At 73.7% G+C, this 21,009-nt stretch carries 20 protein-coding genes; 15 read left to right on the plus strand and 5 right to left on the minus strand.

Annotated features, from left to right (window positions below; genetic code table 11):
* Positions 1–101 precede the first annotated feature (101 nt).
* Complete coding sequence (locus ACFYST_RS10230) at positions 102–389, minus strand: hypothetical protein (protein ID WP_387643526.1); 288 nt, start codon at positions 387–389, stop codon at positions 102–104.
* Between the two features lie 339 nt (positions 390–728).
* Here ACFYST_RS10230 and ACFYST_RS10235 point away from each other — a divergent pair, with 339 nt between their 5' ends.
* Both ACFYST_RS10235 and ACFYST_RS10240 read left to right on the plus strand, forming a co-directional pair.
* Positions 729–1,229, plus strand: a complete 501-nt coding sequence (locus ACFYST_RS10235; RefSeq protein WP_387861231.1) for an FBP domain-containing protein — start codon at positions 729–731, stop codon at positions 1,227–1,229.
* Positions 1,226–2,629 (plus strand): DHA2 family efflux MFS transporter permease subunit, encoded by a 1,404-nt coding sequence (locus ACFYST_RS10240; RefSeq protein ID WP_387643522.1) that lies wholly within the window; start codon positions 1,226–1,228, stop codon positions 2,627–2,629. Before ACFYST_RS10235 ends, ACFYST_RS10240 begins: the two co-directional genes overlap by 4 nt.
* A gap of 27 nt (positions 2,630–2,656) precedes the next feature.
* On the opposite strand, the gene ACFYST_RS10245 is transcribed toward ACFYST_RS10240, so the two are convergent.
* A complete protein-coding gene (locus tag ACFYST_RS10245) occupies positions 2,657–3,229 on the minus strand; it encodes a TetR/AcrR family transcriptional regulator (protein ID WP_387861233.1) in 573 nt (190 codons plus the stop codon).
* A 226-nt stretch (positions 3,230–3,455) separates the two neighbouring features.
* Here ACFYST_RS10245 and dacB point away from each other — a divergent pair, with 226 nt between their 5' ends.
* The 4 genes from dacB to ACFYST_RS10265 all read left to right on the plus strand — a co-directional run bounded on the left by dacB (position 3,456) and on the right by ACFYST_RS10265 (position 8,536).
* The gene (dacB, locus tag ACFYST_RS10250; protein WP_387643519.1) at positions 3,456–5,036 is read left to right on the plus strand and encodes a D-alanyl-D-alanine carboxypeptidase/D-alanyl-D-alanine-endopeptidase; all 1,581 of its coding nucleotides are present in this window, start codon (positions 3,456–3,458) and stop codon (positions 5,034–5,036) included.
* Positions 5,037–5,156: 120 nt separating this feature from the next.
* Positions 5,157–5,756, plus strand: a complete 600-nt coding sequence (locus tag ACFYST_RS10255; protein ID WP_387643517.1) for a TetR/AcrR family transcriptional regulator — start codon at positions 5,157–5,159, stop codon at positions 5,754–5,756.
* Complete coding sequence (locus ACFYST_RS10260) at positions 5,753–7,084, plus strand: MFS transporter (protein WP_387643515.1); 1,332 nt, start codon at positions 5,753–5,755, stop codon at positions 7,082–7,084. Before ACFYST_RS10255 ends, ACFYST_RS10260 begins: the two co-directional genes overlap by 4 nt.
* Positions 7,085–7,087: 3 nt before the next feature.
* Positions 7,088–8,536, plus strand: a complete 1,449-nt coding sequence (locus ACFYST_RS10265; protein ID WP_387861234.1) for a pyridoxal phosphate-dependent decarboxylase family protein — start codon at positions 7,088–7,090, stop codon at positions 8,534–8,536.
* 413 nt (positions 8,537–8,949) lie between these two features.
* Here ACFYST_RS10265 and ACFYST_RS10270 read toward each other — a convergent pair whose 3' ends face one another.
* Positions 8,950–9,624 (minus strand): TetR/AcrR family transcriptional regulator, encoded by a 675-nt coding sequence (locus tag ACFYST_RS10270; protein ID WP_387861236.1) that lies wholly within the window; start codon positions 9,622–9,624, stop codon positions 8,950–8,952.
* 138 nt (positions 9,625–9,762) lie between these two features.
* Between ACFYST_RS10270 and ACFYST_RS10275 the strand changes: the two genes are divergently transcribed.
* The 6 genes from ACFYST_RS10275 to ACFYST_RS10300 all read left to right on the plus strand — a co-directional run bounded on the left by ACFYST_RS10275 (position 9,763) and on the right by ACFYST_RS10300 (position 15,840).
* Positions 9,763–11,310 (plus strand): MFS transporter, encoded by a 1,548-nt coding sequence (locus ACFYST_RS10275; RefSeq protein WP_387861238.1) that lies wholly within the window; start codon positions 9,763–9,765, stop codon positions 11,308–11,310.
* Between the two features lie 205 nt (positions 11,311–11,515).
* Complete coding sequence (locus ACFYST_RS10280; RefSeq protein WP_387861239.1) at positions 11,516–11,845, plus strand: type VII secretion target; 330 nt, start codon at positions 11,516–11,518, stop codon at positions 11,843–11,845.
* Positions 11,846–11,847: 2 nt separating this feature from the next.
* Complete coding sequence (locus ACFYST_RS10285; RefSeq protein ID WP_387861240.1) at positions 11,848–13,599, plus strand: alpha/beta hydrolase; 1,752 nt, start codon at positions 11,848–11,850, stop codon at positions 13,597–13,599.
* On the plus strand, positions 13,596–14,105 hold the full coding sequence (locus tag ACFYST_RS10290) for a hypothetical protein (RefSeq protein WP_387643503.1): 510 nt from the start codon (positions 13,596–13,598) through the stop codon (positions 14,103–14,105). The genes ACFYST_RS10285 and ACFYST_RS10290 overlap by 4 nt, the downstream gene beginning before the upstream one ends.
* Before the next feature lie 6 nt (positions 14,106–14,111).
* Entirely contained in the window at positions 14,112–14,687 is a 576-nt protein-coding gene (locus ACFYST_RS10295; RefSeq protein ID WP_387861242.1) for a hypothetical protein, read from the plus strand.
* A gap of 244 nt (positions 14,688–14,931) precedes the next feature.
* Entirely contained in the window at positions 14,932–15,840 is a 909-nt protein-coding gene (locus ACFYST_RS10300) for a transporter substrate-binding domain-containing protein (protein WP_387643499.1), read from the plus strand.
* 96 nt (positions 15,841–15,936) lie between these two features.
* Here the strand turns inward: ACFYST_RS10300 and ACFYST_RS10305 are convergent, their stop codons facing one another.
* Together ACFYST_RS10305 and ACFYST_RS10310 are read right to left on the minus strand one after the other, a co-directional pair.
* The gene (locus ACFYST_RS10305; RefSeq protein ID WP_387861244.1) at positions 15,937–17,103 is read right to left on the minus strand and encodes a PP2C family protein-serine/threonine phosphatase; all 1,167 of its coding nucleotides are present in this window, start codon (positions 17,101–17,103) and stop codon (positions 15,937–15,939) included.
* A gap of 177 nt (positions 17,104–17,280) precedes the next feature.
* The gene (locus tag ACFYST_RS10310; RefSeq protein WP_387861245.1) at positions 17,281–18,495 is read right to left on the minus strand and encodes a cytochrome P450; all 1,215 of its coding nucleotides are present in this window, start codon (positions 18,493–18,495) and stop codon (positions 17,281–17,283) included.
* Between the two features lie 107 nt (positions 18,496–18,602).
* On the opposite strand from ACFYST_RS10310, the gene ACFYST_RS10315 reads away from it, so the two are divergent.
* The 3 genes from ACFYST_RS10315 (at position 18,603) to ACFYST_RS10325 (ending at position 20,927) form a co-directional block, all read left to right on the plus strand.
* Positions 18,603–18,962: an arsenate reductase family protein gene (locus ACFYST_RS10315; RefSeq protein ID WP_387861247.1), complete on the plus strand. Its 360-nt coding sequence runs from the start codon at positions 18,603–18,605 to the stop codon at positions 18,960–18,962.
* A gap of 102 nt (positions 18,963–19,064) precedes the next feature.
* Complete coding sequence (locus ACFYST_RS10320) at positions 19,065–19,913, plus strand: siderophore-interacting protein (protein ID WP_387861249.1); 849 nt, start codon at positions 19,065–19,067, stop codon at positions 19,911–19,913.
* Between the two features lie 48 nt (positions 19,914–19,961).
* Complete coding sequence (locus tag ACFYST_RS10325) at positions 19,962–20,927, plus strand: DUF1152 domain-containing protein (protein WP_387861251.1); 966 nt, start codon at positions 19,962–19,964, stop codon at positions 20,925–20,927.
* Positions 20,928–21,009: the final 82 nt, after the last annotated feature.

The following is a 21,009-nucleotide window of genomic DNA, read 5'->3' on the forward strand; positions in this document are numbered from 1 at the left end:
CCCGGGCACGACAAAGCGCCGGCCGAGGTGGCCGGCGCTGAGGTGGTGCGGGGAGGAGGGCTGGGACGGCCCTCCTCCCGTTCAAGCGTCAGGCGTCGGTCTTACCAGTTCGCGCCCGCGTCAGTGGCGCCACCGAAGACGCCCTCGTCGCTCGCGACGACAACGCCGCTGGCGTGCTCCACACCGTCCGGGGTGACGAACGAGGCGGTGAAGGCGAGGGCGGCAACGTCCTCGTTGGCGGCGAAGTCGAAGTCGACGAAGTGCGCCTCGGGCCGGTCGCCCATTTCGTCGATGCCTCCGCCGTCCCCGGCGAAGGCCAGGCCCGCGCAGCCGAGCAGGACGGGGGCGGCGAGGCCGAGGGCGGCAACAGTACGAGTCAGAGCACGCATCAGAAAACAGTCCTTCCGAGAACGGAACTTGAGTCGGGAAGCAGTGGGCTTCCCTGCACTCAAAGAGAAACGACAGCGGCCGCGGCTGCCAGTCGGTACGAGTCCGATTGCTCCCCATGGCCGAGCAGCCCGATCTGGGGGTTTCCGGCCCGCCCACCCCCGTCGCGGCCCGCCGGAAGGCGCCTCGGACGCTCCCGCTCCCCAGCCTCAAGGCCGCTTCTCCGGACGGGAGTTGGCGCACGTCGCGGTCCGGGCCCGGAGGGGAAACCGGTTGGCGTGTCGACAAGCCTAGGATACCTTGGCTCAAAACTAGGACTCCTAGGGATGGGTGGGGAAGACATGCGGGCACTGACCGACGCGGAGATCCGGGCGTCGTTCGTCAACTGCACGAAGGGGGAGGCAAGTCGGGCCTGGCTGCCACGCGGGCTCGGCGAGCTGGACTGGGCCGGACTCGACTTTTTGGGATGGCGGGAGGCAGGGGCACCCGAGCGGGGGTACTTGGTCGCCGAGTTCGAGGGACGGACGGTCGGGGTGGCCCTGCGCCTGGCGCAGCGGCCGGCGGCGGGGCGCGGTGGGGCGATGTGTTCGATCTGCCTGACGGCGCATCCGGCCTCGGGGGTGGCGCTGATGACGGCGCGCCGGGCGGGTCGGGGGTCGGCGGAGGAGTACGCGTCGGCGGGCGAGTACTTCTGCGGCGACCTGGCGTGCCCGCTGTACGTGCGGGGGCGCAGGCGGGTGGCGGCGGGCGGGGCGCGGATGACGGAGAGCCTGGACGCGGAGGCGCGGGTGGCCCGGATGCGGGCGAACCTGGCCGGGTTCCTCGGGCGGGTCGTCCGATGACGGGCCGGGAAGGCCGCGAGGGCCGGGAGCCGCTCGGCGGGCCGGTGGTGCGGGCGGCGCTGGTGCTGGCGGCGGGGGCGTTCGTCGCGCTGCTGGACACCACGGTGGTGGGGGTGGCACTGGAGTCGTTCGCGCGGCGCTTCGACGCGGGCCTGGCGCAGGTGCAGTGGGTGGCGACGGCGTACCTGCTGGCGATGTCGGCGGTGATCCCGGCGACGGGCTGGGCGGCGCGGCGGTTCGGGGCGGTGGCGTGCTGGACGGCGTCGCTGGCGGTGTTCCTGCTGGGGTCGGTGCTGTGCGGGCTGGCCTGGTCGCTGGGGTCGCTGGTGGCGTTCCGGGTGGTGCAGGGGCTGGGCGCGGGGATGCTGTTCCCGCTGATGCGGATCCTGGTGGTGCAGGTGGCCGGCCCGGCGCGGATGGGGCGGACGATGGCGTTGATCGCCGTGCCGATCCTGCTCGCGCCCGTCGCGGGGCCGGTGGTGGGCGGGGCGCTCGTCCAGGGCCACTCGTGGCGGTGGCTGTTCCTGTTGAACGTGCCGGTGTGCCTGGCGGTGGTGGTGCTGTCGCCGCTGCTGATGCGCAACCAACGGGAGGGCGATCCGGACGAGTTGGACCTGGCGGGGCTGGTGACGGTGAGCGGCGGGCTGACGGCGGCCGTCCTCGGGTGCGTCCGGCTGGGCGGGGGCCGGGCGCCGGGCGACCCCGGGGTGCTGCTGCCGCTGCTGGTGGCGATGGTGCTGCTGGCGGCGCACGGGCTGCTGGCGCGGCGCCGGCGGGGCCGGGCGCTGCTGGACTTCGGGCTGTTCCGGGACCGCGCGTTCGCCGCGTCGACCACCGTCTCACTGTTGAACAGTTTCGGCCTGTACGGGGCGGTGGTGCTGGTGCCGCTGTTCTTCCAACAGGCGGGCGGGCGCGGCCCGTTGGCGGCGGGTCTGGTGATGGCGGCGCAGGGGGCGGGCGCGGGCGTGGCGGTGCTGCTGGTCGGGCGGGTGATCGACGCCCGGAGCAATCCGCGGGCGCTGGTGCTGGCCGGGCTGGCGCTGGTGGGCGCGGGCCTGGCGGTGTTCGCCCGGGCCGGCAGCGCGGAGCCGGGCCCACTGCTGCTCGGCGCGCTGTTCGTGCAGGGGGTGGGTCTGGCGCTGGCAGCGTCGCCGGTGATGGTGACGCTCTACCACTCGCTGCCGCCGGCCTCGGTGCCCGCCGCGACCACCGCGAACGCGGTCGCGCAGCAGCTGGGCGCGGCGGTGGGCACCGCGGTGGTGGCGCTGGTGCTGCAGCACGCCTCGCACGGGGGCGCGGGGACGGTCGGGGCGTTCCGCGTGGTGTTCGCGGTGGCGCTGGGGTTCGTGGTGCTGACGGCCGTTCCGGCCGCGTTCCTGCCGGCGAAGCAGCGGGCCTGAGCAGCCCCTGCCGACGCGGTAGAAAGCCTAGGCCCGGGGCCAGTTCTCCAGCAGTTGGTGCAGGCCGGTGACGATCCGCTGCCAGGAGCCGTCGATGCCGCGCGGGTGGTGGAAGCCGCCGTTGGCCTCGATGGCGATGAAGCCGTGGAAGGTGGAGCGCAGCAGCCGGACGGCGTCGGTCAGTTCGGGTTCGTCCAGCCGGTAGTGGCGCATCATCGCGTAGGTGAGTTCGACGGACCGGGCGAGGGCGTCGGTGTCGGCGAAGTCGGCCGGGTCCAGGCGCAGTTGGGTGGCGGCCCAGCGGCCGGGGTGCTGCTGGGCGTAGGTCCGCTGGGCGTCGGCGAAGGCGGCCAGGGCATCGGCGCCGGAGCGGCCGGCGACGGCGGTCGCGATGCGGTCGTTGATCTCCTCGGTGGCGAGCAGGGCGACCCGGGTGCGGATCTCCTGGAGGCTCTTGACGTGCGAGTAGAGGCTGGCGTCCTTGACGCCGAAGCCGCGGGCGAGGGCGGAGGCGGTGACCTTGTCGATGCCGACCTGGTCGGCGAGTTCGGCGGCGGCGCGGGTGATCCGTTCGACCGTCAGTCCAGCGTGCGCGCCCATGTTTCCCGTCCCGAACGTTGACCTGCCGAAGCCCGCGTCAGTGTATCCGGGCAGATCCGGCGGCTTTTGGGGTGCGACGTTTCGGAAGGTCGGCGCGTCTAGAAGGAGGGACCCCAAGGAACCAAGGGGGAAGATCATCTGATTTGCCATCAGATGATAATGTCCCGGACAAACGGGGGCGTTGGTGACGCGCGCACCCCGGCCGATCCGCACTCTGGAGCCACCCGTGTCCGCACGCACGTACCGCCGCAGCCTGCCGCTCGCGGCCGCGGTCCTCGCCGCCTCCCTGCTCGCCGTCTCGGCGCAGGCCGACGACCCGGCGCCGGCCGACGCCACGCTGACCGCCGACCTGAACACCCTGCTCGCCGACCCCCGGCTGGCGAGCGCGCAGGCCGGCGTCGTGGTGCAGGACGCCACCACCGGCGAGGTGCTGTACTCGCGGCAGCCGCAGGCGCTGTTCACCCCGGCGTCCACCCTGAAGACCGTGACCTCGACGGCGGCGCTCGACCTGCTGGGCGCGGACTACCGGTTCACCACCGAGGTCCGCTCCACCGGCAAGATCTACGGCGACACCATGACCGGCGACCTGGTGCTGCGCGGCGGCGGCGACCCGACCCTGCTGGTGCAGGACCTCGACGACCTGGCCGCGAAGGTCGCGGCGTCCGGCGTCACCACCGTCACCGGCCGGGTGCTGGCGGACGGCAGCCGGTACGACTCGACGCCGCTCGGCCCGGGCTGGGCCTGGGACGACGAGGCGTACTCGTACAGCCCGCAGATATCCGGGCTGACCGTCGCCAACGACGCCGAGTACATGATGGACACCGTGCAGGTCACCGTCACCCCGGGTGCGGCGGGCGAGAACGCCAAGGTGACGCTGAACCCGGCCGAGGCGCCGATGAAGTTCACCGGCACGGTCGCCACCGGCGCGACGGGCAGCGGGTCGAGCGTCGGCGTGCAGCGGCGCCGGGGCAGCAACGAGCTGGCGCTGTCCGGCAGCATCCCGACCGGTGCGGCGCCGGTGACCTCCTGGGTGACGGTCGAGGACCCCACCACGTACGCCGGGAAGGTGTTCGCGGGCGCGCTGGCCAAGCACGGCGTGAAGGTGCTGCGCGGGGTGCAGACCGCGAGCGGCTCGGAGACCTCGGAGCCGATGGCCTCGCACGAGTCGAAGCCCCTCACCGAGGTGATCGTCCCGATGCTGAAGATCAGCAACAACGGCATCGCCGAGCACCTGACCAAGGAGATCGGCAAGGTCAAGGGCGGCCGCGGTGACTGGGCGACCGGCATCAACCAGGTCAACGCCTTCCTGAAGGCGAACGGCGTGACCGGCCCGACCACCCGACAGGTGGACGGCTCCGGCCTGTCCCGCTACGACCTGATCACCCCCGGGAAGATGGCCGACCTGCTGAAGGTCGCCCACACCAAGCCGTGGTTCGACGCCTGGTACAACGCGCTGCCGGTGGCGGGCAACCCGGAGCGGATGACCGGCGGCACCCTGGCCGCCCGGATGCGCGGCACCAAGGCCGAGAACAACGTGCACGCCAAGAGCGGTTCGATGGGCGGCGTCGACAACCTGGTCGGCTTCGCGACCGCGCCCGACGGCCGCAAGCTGTCGTTCGTCGTGCTGGTCAACAACTTCGCCGGCACCAGCCCGCGCCCGGTGATCGACGCGATCGCCGTCCGGCTCGCCGCCGGCCCCGCCGCCACGGCCCAGCTGAAGTCCAACAAGCTGGTCGCGCCCGGTGGTTCCGGTGACGAGTACACCGGCACCCGCTGGGAGGACTGCGAGACCCTGGCGCACTGCTGACGATTCGTCATCACGGGCCCCGTCGCACCTGCGGCGGGGCCCGCGGCCGTTTCCTGCGCCCGAAAATTCTCTCCATCAAGCGCTTGATCGGTGACCCGGGCCGCGCGTACGCTCCCCGCCATGAGCCAGCACCGGACGGCCGCCGAGGCGAGCCGGGAACGGATCCTCACGGCCGCCACCGCCCTGTTCGCCGAACACGGCTACGACGGCACCACCACCCGGACGATCGCCGGCGCGGCCGGGCTGAACGTCGCCACCGTCGCCTACCACGTGGGCACCAAGGCCGACCTGTACCGCGAGGTGATGCGACGGGCCCACCAGGCCGAACGGGCCGCCGTGGACGCCGCGTTGGCGGAATTCGCGGTGGCCGCACCGGACGATCCGGCCCGGGCGGCGGCCCGCTTCGCCGACCGGTACCTGGACTTCTGCCTGGAGCAGCCGCACGTCCCCGCGCTGTGGATGCGCCGCTGGATGGCCGACGCCGCCGAGTTCGCCGACCTGGAGGAGCGGTACGCCCGGCCGCTGCTGGAGGCGGTTGCAGGTGAACTCTCCTCCGCATTGCCACAGTTGGGGCGCGACCGGGTCGAGTTCGCGGTGTGGACGGTGCTGTGGACCACGCACGGCTTCTGCCGCTCGATGATCCGCGCGCAGGTGCCGCGCTTCCGCACCCACCTGCGGGCGCTGGTGCTGCGCGAACTCGGCCTCGACGGTGCGATATGACGGCCGGTCGGGGCCTGTCGCGGCGGGAGCTCGCCGGGTACGCGGTGGGCTCGATCGGCACCGGCATCCACTCCACCGTCCCCGGCCTGCTGCTGCTCTACTTCATGACCGACGCGCTCGGCGTCCCGGCCGGCCTGGCCGGTCTGGTGGTCGCGCTGCCGAAGGCCTGGGACGCGCTGTTCAACCCGCTGGTCGGCGCGGCCAGCGACCGGGAGGCGCTGCGCACCGGGCGCCGCACCCGGATCCTGCTGGCCGGCACGCTCGCCCTGCCGGTCGCGTTCGCCGCGATGTTCCTCTCGCCGCTCACCGGCTCCGGCGCCGCCGCCTGGGTGGCCGGTACCTTCGTTCTCGCCTCCAGCGCGTTCGCGCTGTTCCAGGTGCCGTACGTGGCACTGCCCGCCGAGATGTCCGATCAGCCGCGCGTCCGCACCCGGATCATGGTGTGGCGGATCGTCTGCCTGACCGTCGGCATCCTGGTCGCGGGCGGCCTCGCCCCGGCCGTGGTGTCGCTGGCCGGCGGCGGGCGCGGCGGCTACGCCGTGATGGCGGGGGTGGTCGCCGCGCTGTTGCTGGTGACGCTGCTGATCCCGACGCTCGGCGCCCGCCGGGTGCCCGCCCGGCCGGGGGCGGAGCCGCTCGGGCTGCGGGCGGCGCTGCGCACCGCGCGCGGCAACCGGGCGTTCTTCGCGCTGCTCGGTGCGTTCGTGGTGCAGGCCGCCGCGGTGGCGATCATGCTGGCGGCCGCGCCGTACGTCGCCACCTACTGGCTGGGCGGGTACGGGCTGACCTCGGTGCTGTTCGTCTGCCTGGTCGCGCCGAGCGCCGTCGCCGTCCCGCTGTGGGGCCGGGCCGCCGCCCGCTGGGGACGGCTGCGCTGCCTGGCCGCCGCGACCGGACTGTTCGCCCTCACCTCGGCCGCGCTCTGGCCCGCGGCGCACGCCGGTGGCGGACGGGTCGGGCTGGTGCTGGCGCTGTGCGCGCTACTGGGCGTCGCGTACGCCGCGTTGCAGGTGCTGCCGCTGTCGCTGCTGCCGGACACCGTGCACGCGGACGCGGCGCGCACCGGCCGCCTCCAGTCGGGGGCGTTCACCGGCCTGTGGACCGCCGGGGAGACCGCCGGACTGGCCGCCGGACCCGGCCTGTTCTCGCTGGCGCTGGCCGCCGCCGGATTCGTCTCCTCCACCACCGACCACCCCGTGGCGCAGACCGACGCCGCCCGGGCCGGGGTGCTGCTCGGCTTCAGCCTGGTGCCGGCCGCGCTGATGCTGCTCTCGCTGCCCGCCCTGCGCGCGTACGGCCGGCGCCGCCAACTCCCGCATTGGAGCTGAGTCATGACCACCGTTCACCCCGGGCTGCCGCAAACCGGGCGCCCCGCCGAGGAGTTGCTGGCCGAGCTGCACGCACTGACCGCCGGAGACCTGCCCACCCGGGGCGGGCGCACCACCGCGTACACGTACGACGCGGGCCGGCCCGAGGTCCGGGAGGCCGCCGAACGCGCGTACCTGGCGATGCTGGAGGTCAACGGCCTGGACCCGACGGCGTTCCCGAGCATCGTCGCGCTGGAACGCCAGGTGGTCGGCGCGGTCGCCGCCCGGCTCGGCGGGGACGACACCACGCCCGGGATCTTCACCAGCGGCGGCACCGAATCGATTCTGCTCGCCGTGAAGGCCGCGAGGGACTCCCGCCCCGGGATCGCCGAGCCGGAGATCGTCGTCCCCGCGACCGCGCACGCCGCGTTCTTCAAGGCCGGACGCTACCTGAAGGTCAAGGTGGTGGCCGTGCCGGTCGACCCCGCGACGTTCCGGGCGGTGCCCGCCGCGATGGCCGACGCGTGCACGGCGAACACCGTACTGGTGGTGGCCTCCGCGCCCTCGTACGCGCACGGCGTGGTCGACCCCGTCCACGAGATCGCCGCCGACGCGGCCGAACGCGGACTGCCCTGCCACGTGGACGCCTGCGTGGGCGGCTGGCTGCTCCCCTGGCTCGCCGAAGCGGGCGCCCCCGTACCGGAGTTCGACCTGTCGGTGCCCGGAGTGACCTCGCTCTCCTGCGACCTGCACAAATTCGGGTACACGCCCAAGGGCGCCTCCGTCCTGCTGTTCCGCGACCGGCCGATGCGGCTCGCCGCGTACTTCGCCTGCGCGCAGTGGCCCGGCTACCCGGTCGTCAACTCGACGGTCCAGAGCAGCAAGGGCGCGGGCCCGCTCGCCGCCGCATGGGCCACTTTGCAGGCCCTCGGGGCGGACGGTTACCGGGAGTTGGGGCGGGCGGCGCTGGCCGCGACGCGGCGGCTGATCGCGGGCATCGACGCGATCGACGGGCTGCGGGTGCTGGGCTCCCCCGACGCGACGCTGGTCGCGCTCGGGGCGGATCCGGACGGCGCGGCGCTGGATCTGTGGGAGCTGGCCGACGAGACGCGTGCCCGCGGCTTCTTCCTGCAACCGCAGTTGAGCGTGGCCGGACTGCCCGCCAGCCTGCACCTCACCCTCACCGGGGTCAGCGAGCAGGGCGTGGACGAGTTGCTTTCGACGCTCCGCGAGGCGGTTGCGGTCGTTCGGGGGCGCGGGCCCGTCGCTCCTCCGAGTGAACTGTTGGAGCTGCTCGGGCAGTTCGACCTCGCGGAGCTCGACGACGCGACGTTCGCTGAGCTACTGCCTGCGGCGGGCTTCGCGCCCTCCCGGATGGCCGGGGTCAACCGGCTGCTCGACGCGCTGCCGCCGGAGCTGCGGGACCAGTTGGCGACGCGGTTCCTGTCGGTGCTGTACAGCCCCTACCTCTGAGGGTTCGAAACGCAGGTGGGTGCGAAACCAGGGGCGCAGGGAGACTCGCGCGAGCTGGCGGGCAGCCCATCACACCCGCTCGCGCCCCCGGTGGTGCTCTCCCTGGTTTCGCGCCCGCTCACTCTCGCCGTTCCTGAAGCAAGAGCACCGCAAGGCCGTCCGCGAGGAGACTTGCGCGAGCTGGTGGGCAACCCATCAGGGGCGCGGGGAACTGCGCGACAAGCGCAAGCCGCGTCCGCAAGGTCGCGATCAAGTGCAAGTCATTGTCCTGCGTCGCGATCTTGCTGACGGGCGCGTTCCCCTTCGCGCAGTTCCCCGCGCCCCTGGTTTCGCACCCGCACAGTTTTCGCACCCCTGGTTGTGCTCTGTCTGGTTTCGCGCCCCTGGTTGTGCTCTGCCTGGCTTCGCGCCCGCTACGCGAAAGCGTTCTCCGGGGGCAGCAGGACCGCAAGGCCGTCCGCGAGGCGCTGGAGCCCGAATTCGAAGCGGGTTTCCATGTCGGGGTTGGTGAGGTCGTCGGCGAGGGCGACCAGGTTGGGGAAGGTCTCGGCGGGGAGGGCGCGGAAGGCGTCGCCCGCGGCGCGGGCGACTTCGCCGCGGCCGGCGCCGGCGGCTTCGGCGGCGGAGAGGGGGGACTGTTCCTGGAGGACGAAGCCCTGGACGTACGCGGACAGCAGGTAGGAGGCCATTGCGGCGTCGGCGTCGCTGAAGCCGGCGTTGCGGAGGCGGTCGAGTTGGTCCTCCAGGATGGCGAGGGTGTGCGGGCCGGTGGTGAGGCGGCCGGAGAGGACCTTGGCGGCGTCGCGTTTGGCGAGCAGCAGGGCGCGGTAGCGGCGGCCGTACTCGAGAAACTGTTCGCGCCAACTGCCTTGCCGGGGTGGGAGTTCGGCGCCGGCCAGGAGGGCGTCGGTGAGCAGGTCGAGCAGTTCTTCCTTGTTGCGGACGTGCCAGTACAGCGAGGCGGCTTTGACGCCGACCTCGGCGGCGACCTTGCGCATGGAGAGGCCGGCCAGGCCGTCGCGCTCGAGGACGCGCAGGGCGGCAGCGGCCAGGTTCTGCCGGGTGAGGGCGGGGGTGGGCTCGGCCATGGCGGTTCCTTGGGTGGGCGGTCCGGGGCGCTGAATCGCACTTGCAATCTAACACCGTTAGAGACATCCTGGCTGCGCACCAGCAGTCCCTAACGCCGTTAGGGGCTATCTCGGCACACCCGGAGGGGGACGGTTTCGGTGGAAGGTTCGGTCGGCACCCGGCACAAGTGGCAGGCGCTCGCCACGCTCTGCGTCACGATGTTCATGGCGATGCTGGACAACGTCATCGTCAACATCGCGCTGCCCCGGATCGGCCGGGATCTGGACACCGGCATCAGCGGGCTCCAGTGGGTCGCCGAGGGCTACAGCCTGGTGTACGCGGCGCTGCTGCTCACCGGCGGCACGCTCGGCGACCGGTTCGGCCGGACCAGGGTGTTCCGGGTCGGGCTGGCGCTGTTCACGGTCGGGTCGGCGGCGGCCGCGCTGGCCGGTGACATCGGGGTGTTGGTCGCCGCCCGGATGCTGCAGGGCGTGGGCGCGGCGCTGCTGACGCCGGGCAGTCTGGCGATCCTGGGCCAGGTGTTCACCGACGAGAAGGAGCGGGCCCGGGCGATCGGCCTGTGGTCGGGGGTCTCGGCGCTGGGCCTGTCGATCGGTCCGGTGATCGGTGGCCCGATGGTGGACGCGTTCGGCTGGGCCAGCGTGTTCTGGATCAACGTCCCGGTCGGGCTGGTGGCGCTGGTGCTGGCGTTCCGGGTGCTGCCGGTGATCGCGCCGCGTGAGCGCCGGATCGACCTCACCGGGCTCGCGCTGTCGGCGGCCGGTCTCGGCGCGCTGGTCTACGGCCTGATCGAGGGCCCCGGCCGGGGCTGGACCGATCCCGTCGTGCTGGCCTGCGGGGCGGCCGCGGTGGTGCTGCTCGCGGTCTTCGTCGCGGTCGAACTGCGGTCGGCGGAGCCGATGTTGGAGCTGCGGCTGTTCCGCGACCGGGTGCTCGCCGGGGCGCAGTTGAGCGGCCTGATGGTCAGTTTCGGGATGTTCGGCGCGCTGTTCTTCCTGCCGCTGATGCTCCAGGGCGTGATGCGCTGGTCCCCCACCGACGCCGGGTACGCCGGGCTGCCGATGACGGCCGTGATCATGCTGGCCGCGCCGCTCTCCGGCCGGCTGACCGCCCGTCACGGGACGCGCCTGCCGCTGGTGCTGGGCATCTCGCTGTGCGCGGTCGGCCTGGGCGGGCTGTCGCTGTACGACGGGCACGCGCACTACTGGTCGTACGTGTGGACGCTGGTGGTGCTCGGCTTCGGCATGGGGCTGACGTTCACGCCGGTGTCGATCGCGGTGCTGCAGCGGGTCGCCCCGGCGCAGACCGGCATGGCCTCGGCCACCATCAACACGCTGCGCGAACTCGGCGGCGTGCTCGGCATCGCGGTCCTCGGCGCCGTCCTCACCAACCGGCTGACGGGCGCCCTCACCGACTCGTTCCGCCGGCTCGACCTGCCCACCGACGGGGTCTCGCACGCGGTCTCCGCGCTCACCGGCCACGGCACCGGCCCCGCCGCCGCTCCCACGCCCGCGCCCGTGCAGGCGGCCGTCGACAGCGCGTTCGTCGACGCGCTGCATCTCGCCCTGCGCTGCGGCTCCGCAGCGCTGGCCGTGACCGCCGTCCTGGTCGCCGTCCTGCTGCACCGCTCCGCCGCCCGGCACCCGGCCCCGGCGCCGGTCGCCCAGCCGGAACCCGTGGCATGACCAACAACGCTCGGTGTCCACAAGGTTGACGGCCCGTTCGCTGTGCTGTTCGGTAAAGGAACGTCAAAGTCGGGACCAAGTAGGGTGACCGGCGACAGGACGCGGATCGCGCGGAGATGTGATGAACGGCGCTGGGTTCGGCGGCCGTACTTCGCTAGCATGACCCGCTCAAGCGGTCGGACCGACACCGGTGTTGGGGGATGGCGTGCGCGACGTGGGCCCAGGCGGGAGCGGCGGCGGGTTCCAGGTGGACCCGGACGTGCTGGAGGCGGCGGGGCAGACCGCGACGGTGGACGCCGAGCGGGTGCCGGCCGCCACCACGCGGGTGCTCGGCCCGTCGGACAGTGCGGCGGACGGACTGCGCGGCTGGCAGACCGGCAGCGAGCTCACCGCCTGCACCGCGGAGTGGAAGGGCATGCTGGACAAGCTGTCCGCGGAGATGGACAAGCAGGGCGGCAACCTCCGGCAGACCGCGGCGAACTACCGCAACGCCGACCAGGTCGCGAGCGGCACCGTCACCTCGGCCGGGCGGTGAGCATGGACGTCCCCATGCTCCGCGACGCGGACCCGCGGCGGCTGTTCGGCGCCGCCGACGCGTACGCCGCACTCGCCGACGCCATCGGTGACGACACCGAACAGTGGCGGGCCGGCGTGGACAACCGGGTGCGGGACTCCGGGTGGACCGGCCAAGCGGCCGACAACGCCCGGCAGTCGCTCGCCCGGACCACCGGCAAACTGACCGCCGCGCACCTGGAGTTGGCCCGGATCGCACCCGTCCTGCGGGAGGGCGCGGAGGCCTTCGTGCTGGCCCAGGCGGACCTGCGCCGGGCGCTGGACGAGGCGCGGGCCGGCGGCTTCGAGGTCGCCGACGACGGCGGGATCTCCTGGCCCCCGGCCAGTCCGGGCGAGCGGCACGACCCGGACGCGCCGGACCGCACCCGGCAGGGCACCGACCTGCGCGACCGGATCGGCGAGGCGCTGAACAAGGCCGCGCACGCCGACCAGGTGACGGCGCAGCGGCTGCGCCAGTACACCACCGACGCCCGCACCGGCGCCGGCCTCGACCCGTTCGGCTCCGCGATGCGGCTGAACAGCGCGGTACTGAGCGCGGTCGCCGGCGAGGACCTGGTGCTGTCGGGCATGCCGGGCCAGAACGCCTCGCCGACCGAGGTGAACTCCTGGTGGAAGGGGCTGCCCGCGGACGAGCAGCAGCGGCTGATCAAGGAGCACCCGGACCGGATCGGCAACCGCGACGGCATACCCACCCCGGCCCGCGACCAGGCCAACCGGATCCACCTCGACCAGATGGTGAACGACCTGTCGTCCCGGCAGAACCTGTCGGACTGGGACAAGAAGAAGCTGGAAGGCTTCCGGTCGATCCAGGGCCGCCTGCGCGACGACCAGGGCAAGCAGCCGCCGTCCTACCTGATGGTAATCGGCGACCAGGGCCAGGGCCGGGCCGCGATCGCCTACGGCAACCCGGACACCGCGGACGACGTGGTGGCGTACGTGCCCGGCCTGAACACCGAGGTCAAGAACATGGGCGCCGGTGACGCCAACCGGGCCCGCGACCTGTGGCAGTCCGCGCACGACATCGACCCGACCCGCAAGACCGCCTCGATCGCCTGGCTGGGCTACGACGCCCCGCAGGCCAAGGGGATCAGCCCGGACGCGCTGGCGGTGGCCGGTGACGCGCGGGCCAAGCAGGGCGGCGAGGCCTACCAGGGCTTCCTGCAGGGCCTGCGGGCCTCGCACGAGGGCCAGCCGGCGCACCTGACGGCGCTCGGCCACAGCTACGGCTCGTTCACGGTCGGGCAGGCGGCGCAGCGGCCCGGCGGCATCCCGGCGGACGACATCATCCTGGTGGGCTCCCCCGGCACAGGCGCGCAGAAGGCCTCCCAGCTGGGCGTGGACGGCTCGCACGTGTGGGTGGGCGCGGCCGAGCACGACCCGGTCTCGCACCTGCCGAGCCACGCCGAGGCGAAGGGCATCGGCATCGGCGCGGGCATCGGCGGCCTGCTCGGCGGCCCGCCGGGCGCGGTGCTCGGCGGCTTCATCGGTGACAAGATCGCAGGGCACAGTGATCCGCACGAGCTGTGGTTCGGGCAGGACCCGGCGAGTTCCGAGTTCGGCGCGCACCGCTTCGACGTGGCCGACGGCCCGCGGGGCTTCCAGTCGCACTCGGACTACTGGAACCAGGGCGACGGCCGGGACGGCCACTCGCTGCGCAACATGGGCATGATCGTCTCCGGTCACGGTGACCGGGTGATCGGACAGGACCGGCGATGAACGACTTCGCGGCACCCCACCCGTCGGCCGCGCTGCTGGCCGCGAAGGCGGCGGTGGACGAACTGCTGGACTCCGCCCCGGCGGCGCTGAACCCGCCGGCCGACTGGGCGGACGGCCCGTACGTGGCGGTGGAGCACGAGCACCCGTACACCCGGGAGCCGGACGGCACCGCGCACCTGGAGAAGCGGCGCTACCTGATGACCCGGCTGTCGGCGGACCGCTATCCGGAACTGCTCTCCCAGCTGGCCCGGGCCTGGCAGGCCCGCGGCTGGCGGGTGGACGGCGAGAACGACCCGGTGCTGCCTCTGCTGCGGGCCGAATCGGCGCTCGGGACGGTCGAGTTGAGGATCGGCATACCCGGCAACGCGACGCTGCTGGCGCGGGTGCAGGGCGTGCCGCCGAGCGGCACCTCGTACCCGTTCGGCGGCGACAGCACCGTCCCGCTCGGGCCGGACGGCGTGATGGACACCATGCCGCGCCGGCACGACCCGTTCTGGTCGGTGTGACCTCCGATGGGTAGCCGGAGGGGACTACGGGCGGCGGGCGCCGTCGCCGCGCTGCTGCTGGGGCCGGTGCTGGCGGGCTGCGGCTCGTCCGGCGCGGCGGCGGGCGGCGCGGCGCCGGCCGCCGACCTGGCCAGGGGCCGGATCCAGGAACTGGTGGACGGCACCACCTCGGCGCTGACCCCCGCGGTGCGGTTCGCCGACGACGCCTACCGCTCGGTGCCGCACGAGAACGCCCGCCGGGACAACGACGGCACCGCACAGCTGACGCTCCGCCGGTACGTGCTGACCAAGGTCGCGGAGGCCAACCGGCCCCGGCTGCTGGAGCAGGTCCGGGCGTACTGGACCGGCCGCGGCTGGACCGTCACCGAGAACACGGCCTTCGAGGCGGGGGCGCGCACCCCGGACGGCACCGGCGTGACGGTCAGCATCGGCGTCCCCGGCAACGTGACGGTGACGGCCACCGCCCGGGTCCGCGACCCGGGCGCCACCGAGCCGTTCGGCCCGGCCCCCAGCCCGCTGCCGACCGGCGCCGACGGCGGACCCGACACCCTGCCCCGCTTCGATGACCCCGGGTGGTCCTGACCTGCCGGGACGAAACGGGCGGGACCGGTGCTGATCGGACGTCAGAGCGGGTGAGCCGGGCGGTATTTGCCGGGGCACCCTAGGGAGACCCGACCTGACCTGGCTATAGTCGCCCGTGATCTAGCCGGAACGGCGGCCGGCCGAGGGGTTTCCCCGGCATTGGCATGCCCGCCTGCCGCCGTGCCGTCCGGAGCCCCGAAGCCGTCGCGTGTTCCGCCGTTGACCACGGGGAGAGACGACGACCATGGCACACACGACCGGGCGGGGGCGCACCGCGCTCGTCGCCGTCATCGGTGGAACGCTGCTGCTGGGCGGCTGCGGCATCGTAGGCTCTCAGGGCAAGAAGGACGACCTGCACGCGATGCTGCCGGAGTCGATCCGCAAGGCCGGGGTGCTGACGGTTGGCGCCTCGTTCACCGCCGCGCCGGTGGTGTACCGCAACGACCGCAACGAGCCGGAGGGCCTGGACCCGCACCTGGCCCAGAAGCTGGGCGAACTGCTCGGCGTCCGGGTCGAGTTCCAGGATGCCGGACAGTTCTCGAACGTGCTGCCGGGCCTGATGAAGCGCCAGTACGACATCGCGATGTCCGGCATCACCGACACCCGCGAGCGCGAGGAAGGCCTCGACAAGGACGGCAAGCAGGCCGGCCCTGGCGTCGACTTCGTCGACTACTTCATGGCGGGCATCGGCATCGCCGTCAAGAAGGGCACCACGCAGAACGTCGCCGACATCGACCACCTGTGCGGGCGCACCATCGTGGTCAAGAAGGGCACCACCCACGACGACCTGGTGCAGCGTCAGGCGAAGGTCTGCGAGCACGACGGGAAGCCGCTGAAGATGGTGCAGACCGACACCGACACCGCGGCGCTGGACAAGCTGAAGGGTACGGCGGACGCGTTCGTCACCGACTACCCGAAGGCCCAGTACGCGGCGCAGACCGTGGACAACGGCAACGCCTTCCAGATCGGCGGCCCGCAGATCCAGCCCCGGCCGTTCGGCATCGCGGTGCGCAAGGAGGACTCGGCGCTGCGCGACGTGCTGATGCGGGCGATGAACCGGCTGATCACCGAGGGCGGCTACGACCAGGTGCTGTCCGACCACGACCTGACGGTCGGAGCGATCCAGAACTCGGTGATCAACGGCTCGTCCTGACCGCCCGCCTCAGGCCGCGCGGGCGGGCGCGGGGCGGCTCAGGCCGCGCGGGCGAGTGCGGGGCGCCTCAGGCCGCGCGGGCGGGCGCGGGGCGGCTCAGGCCGCGCGCAGGGCCAGCACCGCGACGTCGTCGGTGAGGGTGCCGGCGTGGCGGCGGACGTCCCGCTCCAGGAAGGCGACCAGGGTGTCCGGGTCGGTGCCGGGCAGGGTGCCGAGCCGGGCCGCCAGCGGGTAGAACTCGCCGTCGCGGTCCCGGGCCTCGGTGACGCCGTCGGTGCACAGCAGCAGGCTGTGCCCGGACGGCAGCGGCACGGTGGTGGGTTCGGCGGCCGGGCCGAGGGCGAGGTGGCCGAGACCGAGCGGGAGGTCCTCGGCGCAGCGGACGGCGGCGACCGTGCCGGGGGCGACCAGCAGCGGCGCGAGGTGGCCGCGGTTGACCAGGTCGAGCCGCCCGGTGTGCCGGTCGTGCTGGAGCAGCACGGCGGTGACGAACAGTTCGCCGTCGCCGCGCTGCTCGGCCGCCCGCCGTACCTGGCGGTCGAGTTGGGCGGCGAGTTCGCCGAGGTCGGCGGTCTCGTGGGCGGCGATCCGGAACGCGCCGATGACGTCGGCGACGGTGCGCACCGCCTCCAGGCCCTTGCCGCGCACGTCGCCCAGCAGGATGCGGGTGCCGTGCCGGGTCTCGCACACGTCGTACAGGTCGCCGCCGATGCCGAAGTCGGCCTCCGCGGGCCGGTACAGCCCGGCGGCCCGCAGTCCCCCGACCCGGGCGGGGACGGGGTGCAGCACGGTGTGCTGGAGGGTGTCGGCGACGGCCCGCATCCGGACCAGGGCGCGGGCCTGGCGGCGGCGCTGGGTGGCCAGCCCGGTGCCCATCACGCCCGCCAGCACGGTGGCCAGGTACGTCCACAGGTGGTGCTGTTCGTGCAGGTGGCCGGAGCGCAGCGCGAGCAGCGCCTGCAGGCCGACGGTGAGGACGGTCGCGAGGGCCACCATGACGGGGCCAGCGCTGAACGCGGCGACCACGGGCAGCACGGTCAGCAGGAAGCCCGCGGCGACGGACCGGGGGACGGACTCCTCCAGCGCCAGATCGGCGACCAGCAGCAGGGCCGGCAGGGCGCGCGCCCAGGTGGGGGTGCGCAGCGCCTCGGCCATCGCGGCCTCCCAGCGGGCGGTGGCCTCCCGGCCGTGCTGGTGGTCGCGGTCCTCGTCGCGGTCCTCGTCGGCGGCGACGCGGACGGGCGTTGCGGTGGGCGCGGGCATGCTGACCTCCTCAGGCGGGCGCCCGGGGTGGGTGCGTCTCCGCAACCATCGTCCCGTGCCGTCCGTCGGGACCACCCCTTGCCAAGGTCCCGACGGGTTGGGCCGTTCGGCCCGATTCGATCATATTTCAACCACTTGCGTGACCTGTGTCACCGCCGACGGCAGGTCAGCGGCGGGTCAGCGGCCGGTGAGCGTGACGGGCAGCGTGCGGAAGCCCCGCAGCACCAGCCGCTCGCGGCGGACGGCCGGACCGGCGGGGGCCAGCGCGGGGAAGCGGCGCAGCAGGGCGGGCAGCGCGGTGACGGCCTCCAGCCGGGCGAGCTGGGCGCCGAGGCAGTAGTGCGGGCCGCCGCCGAAGCTGAGCAGCCGGCCGCCGCCGCGGGTCGGGTCGAAGCGGTCGGGGTCGGGGAAGCGTCGCGGGTCGCGGTTGGCGGCGCCGATCAGCAGCATCAGCCCGGTGTCCCGCGGGACGGGCTCGCCGCCGACGGTGGTGCCGGTGAGCGCGATCCGGGAGGTGAGCTGGACGGGCGAGTCGAACCGCAGCACCTCCTCGACCAGCGCGGCCGGGTCGAGCGTGCCGTCGCGCAGCTGCGCGGCGGTGCCGGGGTGCTGGAACAGCAGGGCGAGGGCGTTGCCGAGCAGGTTGCCGGTGGTCTCGAAGCCGGCCACCAGCAGCAGCGCCAGGTTGGCCAGCAGTTCGGTGTCGGACAGCCGCTGCTGGTCGGCGTCGGCGGTCGCGACCAGCGCGCTGACCAGGTCGTCCTTCGGGTCGGCGCGCCGGAGGGCTGCCAACTCGGTGAAGTACCGGGAGAGTTCGTCGGCTGCGCGGTCGGCGGCGGCCAGCTCCTCGTCCCCGACCAGGAACTCCAGGGTGGCGGTGAGGTCGGAGGCCAGCGGGCGGAACAGGTGCCGGTCCTGCTCGGGGACGCCGAGCAGTTCGCAGATCACGCCGATCGGCAGCCGGAACGCGAAGGCGTCCAGGAAGTCCACCGGGCCGTCGCCGTGCTCGGCGAGTTCGTCGAGCAGCTGCTCGACGGCGGCGGTGACGGCGGGCGCCAGGGCGGCGACCCGGCGCGGGGTGAACAGCGAGGAGATCAGCGAGCGCATCCGGCCGTGGGCGGGCGCGTTCCGTTCCAGGATCGAGTCGCCCAGCAGGGTCTGGCCCGGGTGGTCGAGGTAGTCGGGTTCGAACTGGACGCGCACCTCCGGCTCGATGACGCCGAAGGCGGGGCTGCGCAGGATCTCGTCGATCTCCTGGTGGCCGGTGACCATCACGATGTACTCGTCGCTGCGCACCGTCGGCCCGAACGCGCGCAGCCGCTCGTACAGCGGGTACGGGTCGCGGCAGCCCTCCGGGCCCATCAGCTCGTTGACGATCGTGGCGACGTCCATGCAACTCCCCCGGCAGCAGTCGTACTTATCTGTCCGCTGCGGAACGGCTGGGCGGCGCGCCCGGGTTCCCGCCGCCCGGGCCGGGCCGGTCGGTAGGGTGGCCGGTCATGGAGATCTGGATCAACCCGCGGTGCAGCAAGTGCCGCACCGCCCTGGGCGAACTCGACGCGGCGGGCGCCGAGTACACGGTGCGCCGCTACCTGGAGGAGCCGCCGACCGCCACCGAACTGACCGAGGTGCTGGGCCGCCTCGGCCTGGAGCCGTGGGACGTGGCCCGGCCGGACGAGCCAGTCGGCAAGGAGCTCGGCCTGCGCTCCTGGGGCCGGGAGGACGCCGACCGGGCGCGCTGGGTCGAAGCGATGGCCGCGCACCCGGCGCTGATCCAGCGCCCGATCATCACCGCCGACGACGGCTACACGGTGATCGGCCGCACCGAGGAGGCGCTGAAGGACGTGCTCTCGCACTGACGGGTTTTGCCGGCCGGGGCGCGGTGACAGCCCGCTGACAGCGTGCTGTGAGCGGGCCCCGGCAGGCTGGCCCGGCCACCTCCGATCCGACAGGAGCCCGCCGTGTCCGACCTGCCGATCCGCCGCCTGACCGTCACCGCCGTCCGCCGCCCCACCCCGCGCACCGTCCGGGCCAGTTTCGCGCTGCCGCCCGGCGAGTTCGCCCTGGCCGGGCCCGACCAGCAGGTCAAGCTGTACTTCCCGCGCCCCGGGCGGGACTCCCCCGAGCTGCCCGCGGCCGCCCCCGGGCAGGACCTGATGGACTGGTACCGGGCCTGCCACGCCGTCCCGGAGCACCGCCGCCCGTGGATGCGGTCCTTTACCGTCCGCGCCCACGACGCCGAACTGCACACCGTGGACGTCGACTTCGTGCTGCACGGCGACGGCCCGGCGGCCGACTGGGCGGCCCGCGCCCGGCCCGGGCAGGTGCTGGCCATGTTCGGCCCCTCCCCCGAGTTCGCCCGCCCGTTCCCGCTGGACGGCGGCCGCCCGCTGCTGTTCGCCTGCGACGAGTCGGCGCTGCCCGCGCTCGCCACCCTGGTGGAGGCCCTGCCGGCCGGGGCCCGGGCCCACGCCTGGATCGAGACCGCCGGCCCCGAGGAACAGCAACCCCTGCGCGGCTTCGGCGAGTTGACCGCCCACTGGGTCCACCGCGACGGCGCCGCCCCCGGCGAACGTCTGCTCGCCGCCGTCCGCACCGCCGAACTCCCCGCCGACCTGGAGCACGCCTGGCTGGCCGGCGAGGCCGGCACCGTCCGCGCCCTGCGCCAGCACCTGCTGACCGAGCGCCACTTGGACCGCGCGAACATCCACTTCACCGGCTACTGGCGCCACCGCCTCACCCAGGACGACGCCCCCACCCCCGAAGACCTCGCCGACGCCCAGGAGTTGCTGGCCCAGTACGGGAGCTGACCGTAATCCGGGCGACCGCGCCGCCGGGCGCCTGTTACCGTCCGCCCGATGACCACCAGCCTGCTCCAACCACCGCTGCTCACCCGCCTGCTCGCCGCCGAGCGGATCCTGATCGCCGGCGCGGGCGGCGGCCACGACGTGTACGCCGGGCTGCCGCTCGCCCTCGCGCTGCGCGCCGCCGGACGCGAAGTGCACCTGGCGAACCTGGCGTTCACCCACCACTACGGCCTGGACGCCACCGCCTGGGAGGGCCCGCAACTGGCCCGGATCACCCCCGACACCCGCTCCGCCGAACCCAAGTTCCCCGAACGCGCCCTGGCCCGCTGGCTGCGCGCCCACCAACAGCCCGACACCGTCTGGGCGTTCGCCTCCACCGGGGTGAAGCCGCTGCGCGCCGCGTACCGGACGCTGGTGCGCCGGCTCGGCATCGACGCGATCCTGCTGGTTGACGGCGGCACCGACATCCTGCTGCGCGGCGACGAGGCCGGACTCGGCACCCCCGAGGAGGACATGGCCTCGCTCGCCGCCGTCGCCGGGCTGCGGTCCGTTCCCGAACGGCTGGTCGCCTGCCTCGGCTTCGGCATCGACGCCCACCACGGCGTCAGCCACGGCCTGGTGCTGGAGAACCTCGCCGCCCTGCAACGCGACGGCGGATACCTCGGCGCGTTCTCGCTCCCCGCCGACGCGCCCGAAGCCGCCCTGTACCTGGACGCCGTCGAGCAGGCCCGGGCCGCCGCGCCCGACCGTCCCAGCATCGTGCAGGGCAGCGTCGCGGCCGCGCTGCGCGGCGAGTTCGGCGACGTCGGGCTCGCCGAGCGGGTGCCCGGCAGCGAGCCGTTCGTCAACCCGCTGATGACGCTGTACTTCGGCGTCACCGTCGAGGCCCTGGCCGCCCGCAACCTCTACCTCGACCGCCTGGAGGGCACCACCCAGACCCGCCAGATCGCCTCCGCCATCGCCGACTTCCGCGAGGACCTGCCCGCCCTGCGCCCCGCCCGGCCGTACCCGCACTGACCGACAGCCGCCGGACGCGCCGCAGCCGCGAACGCGACGGCTGTCCGATAGGCAAGGCGGCAGGTCGCCTCGACCGCGGCCG

Origin of the sequence: Kitasatospora sp. NPDC004614 (genome assembly GCF_042873675.1) — a bacterium.
In the GTDB taxonomy this organism is placed as follows: domain Bacteria; phylum Actinomycetota; class Actinomycetes; order Streptomycetales; family Streptomycetaceae; genus Kitasatospora.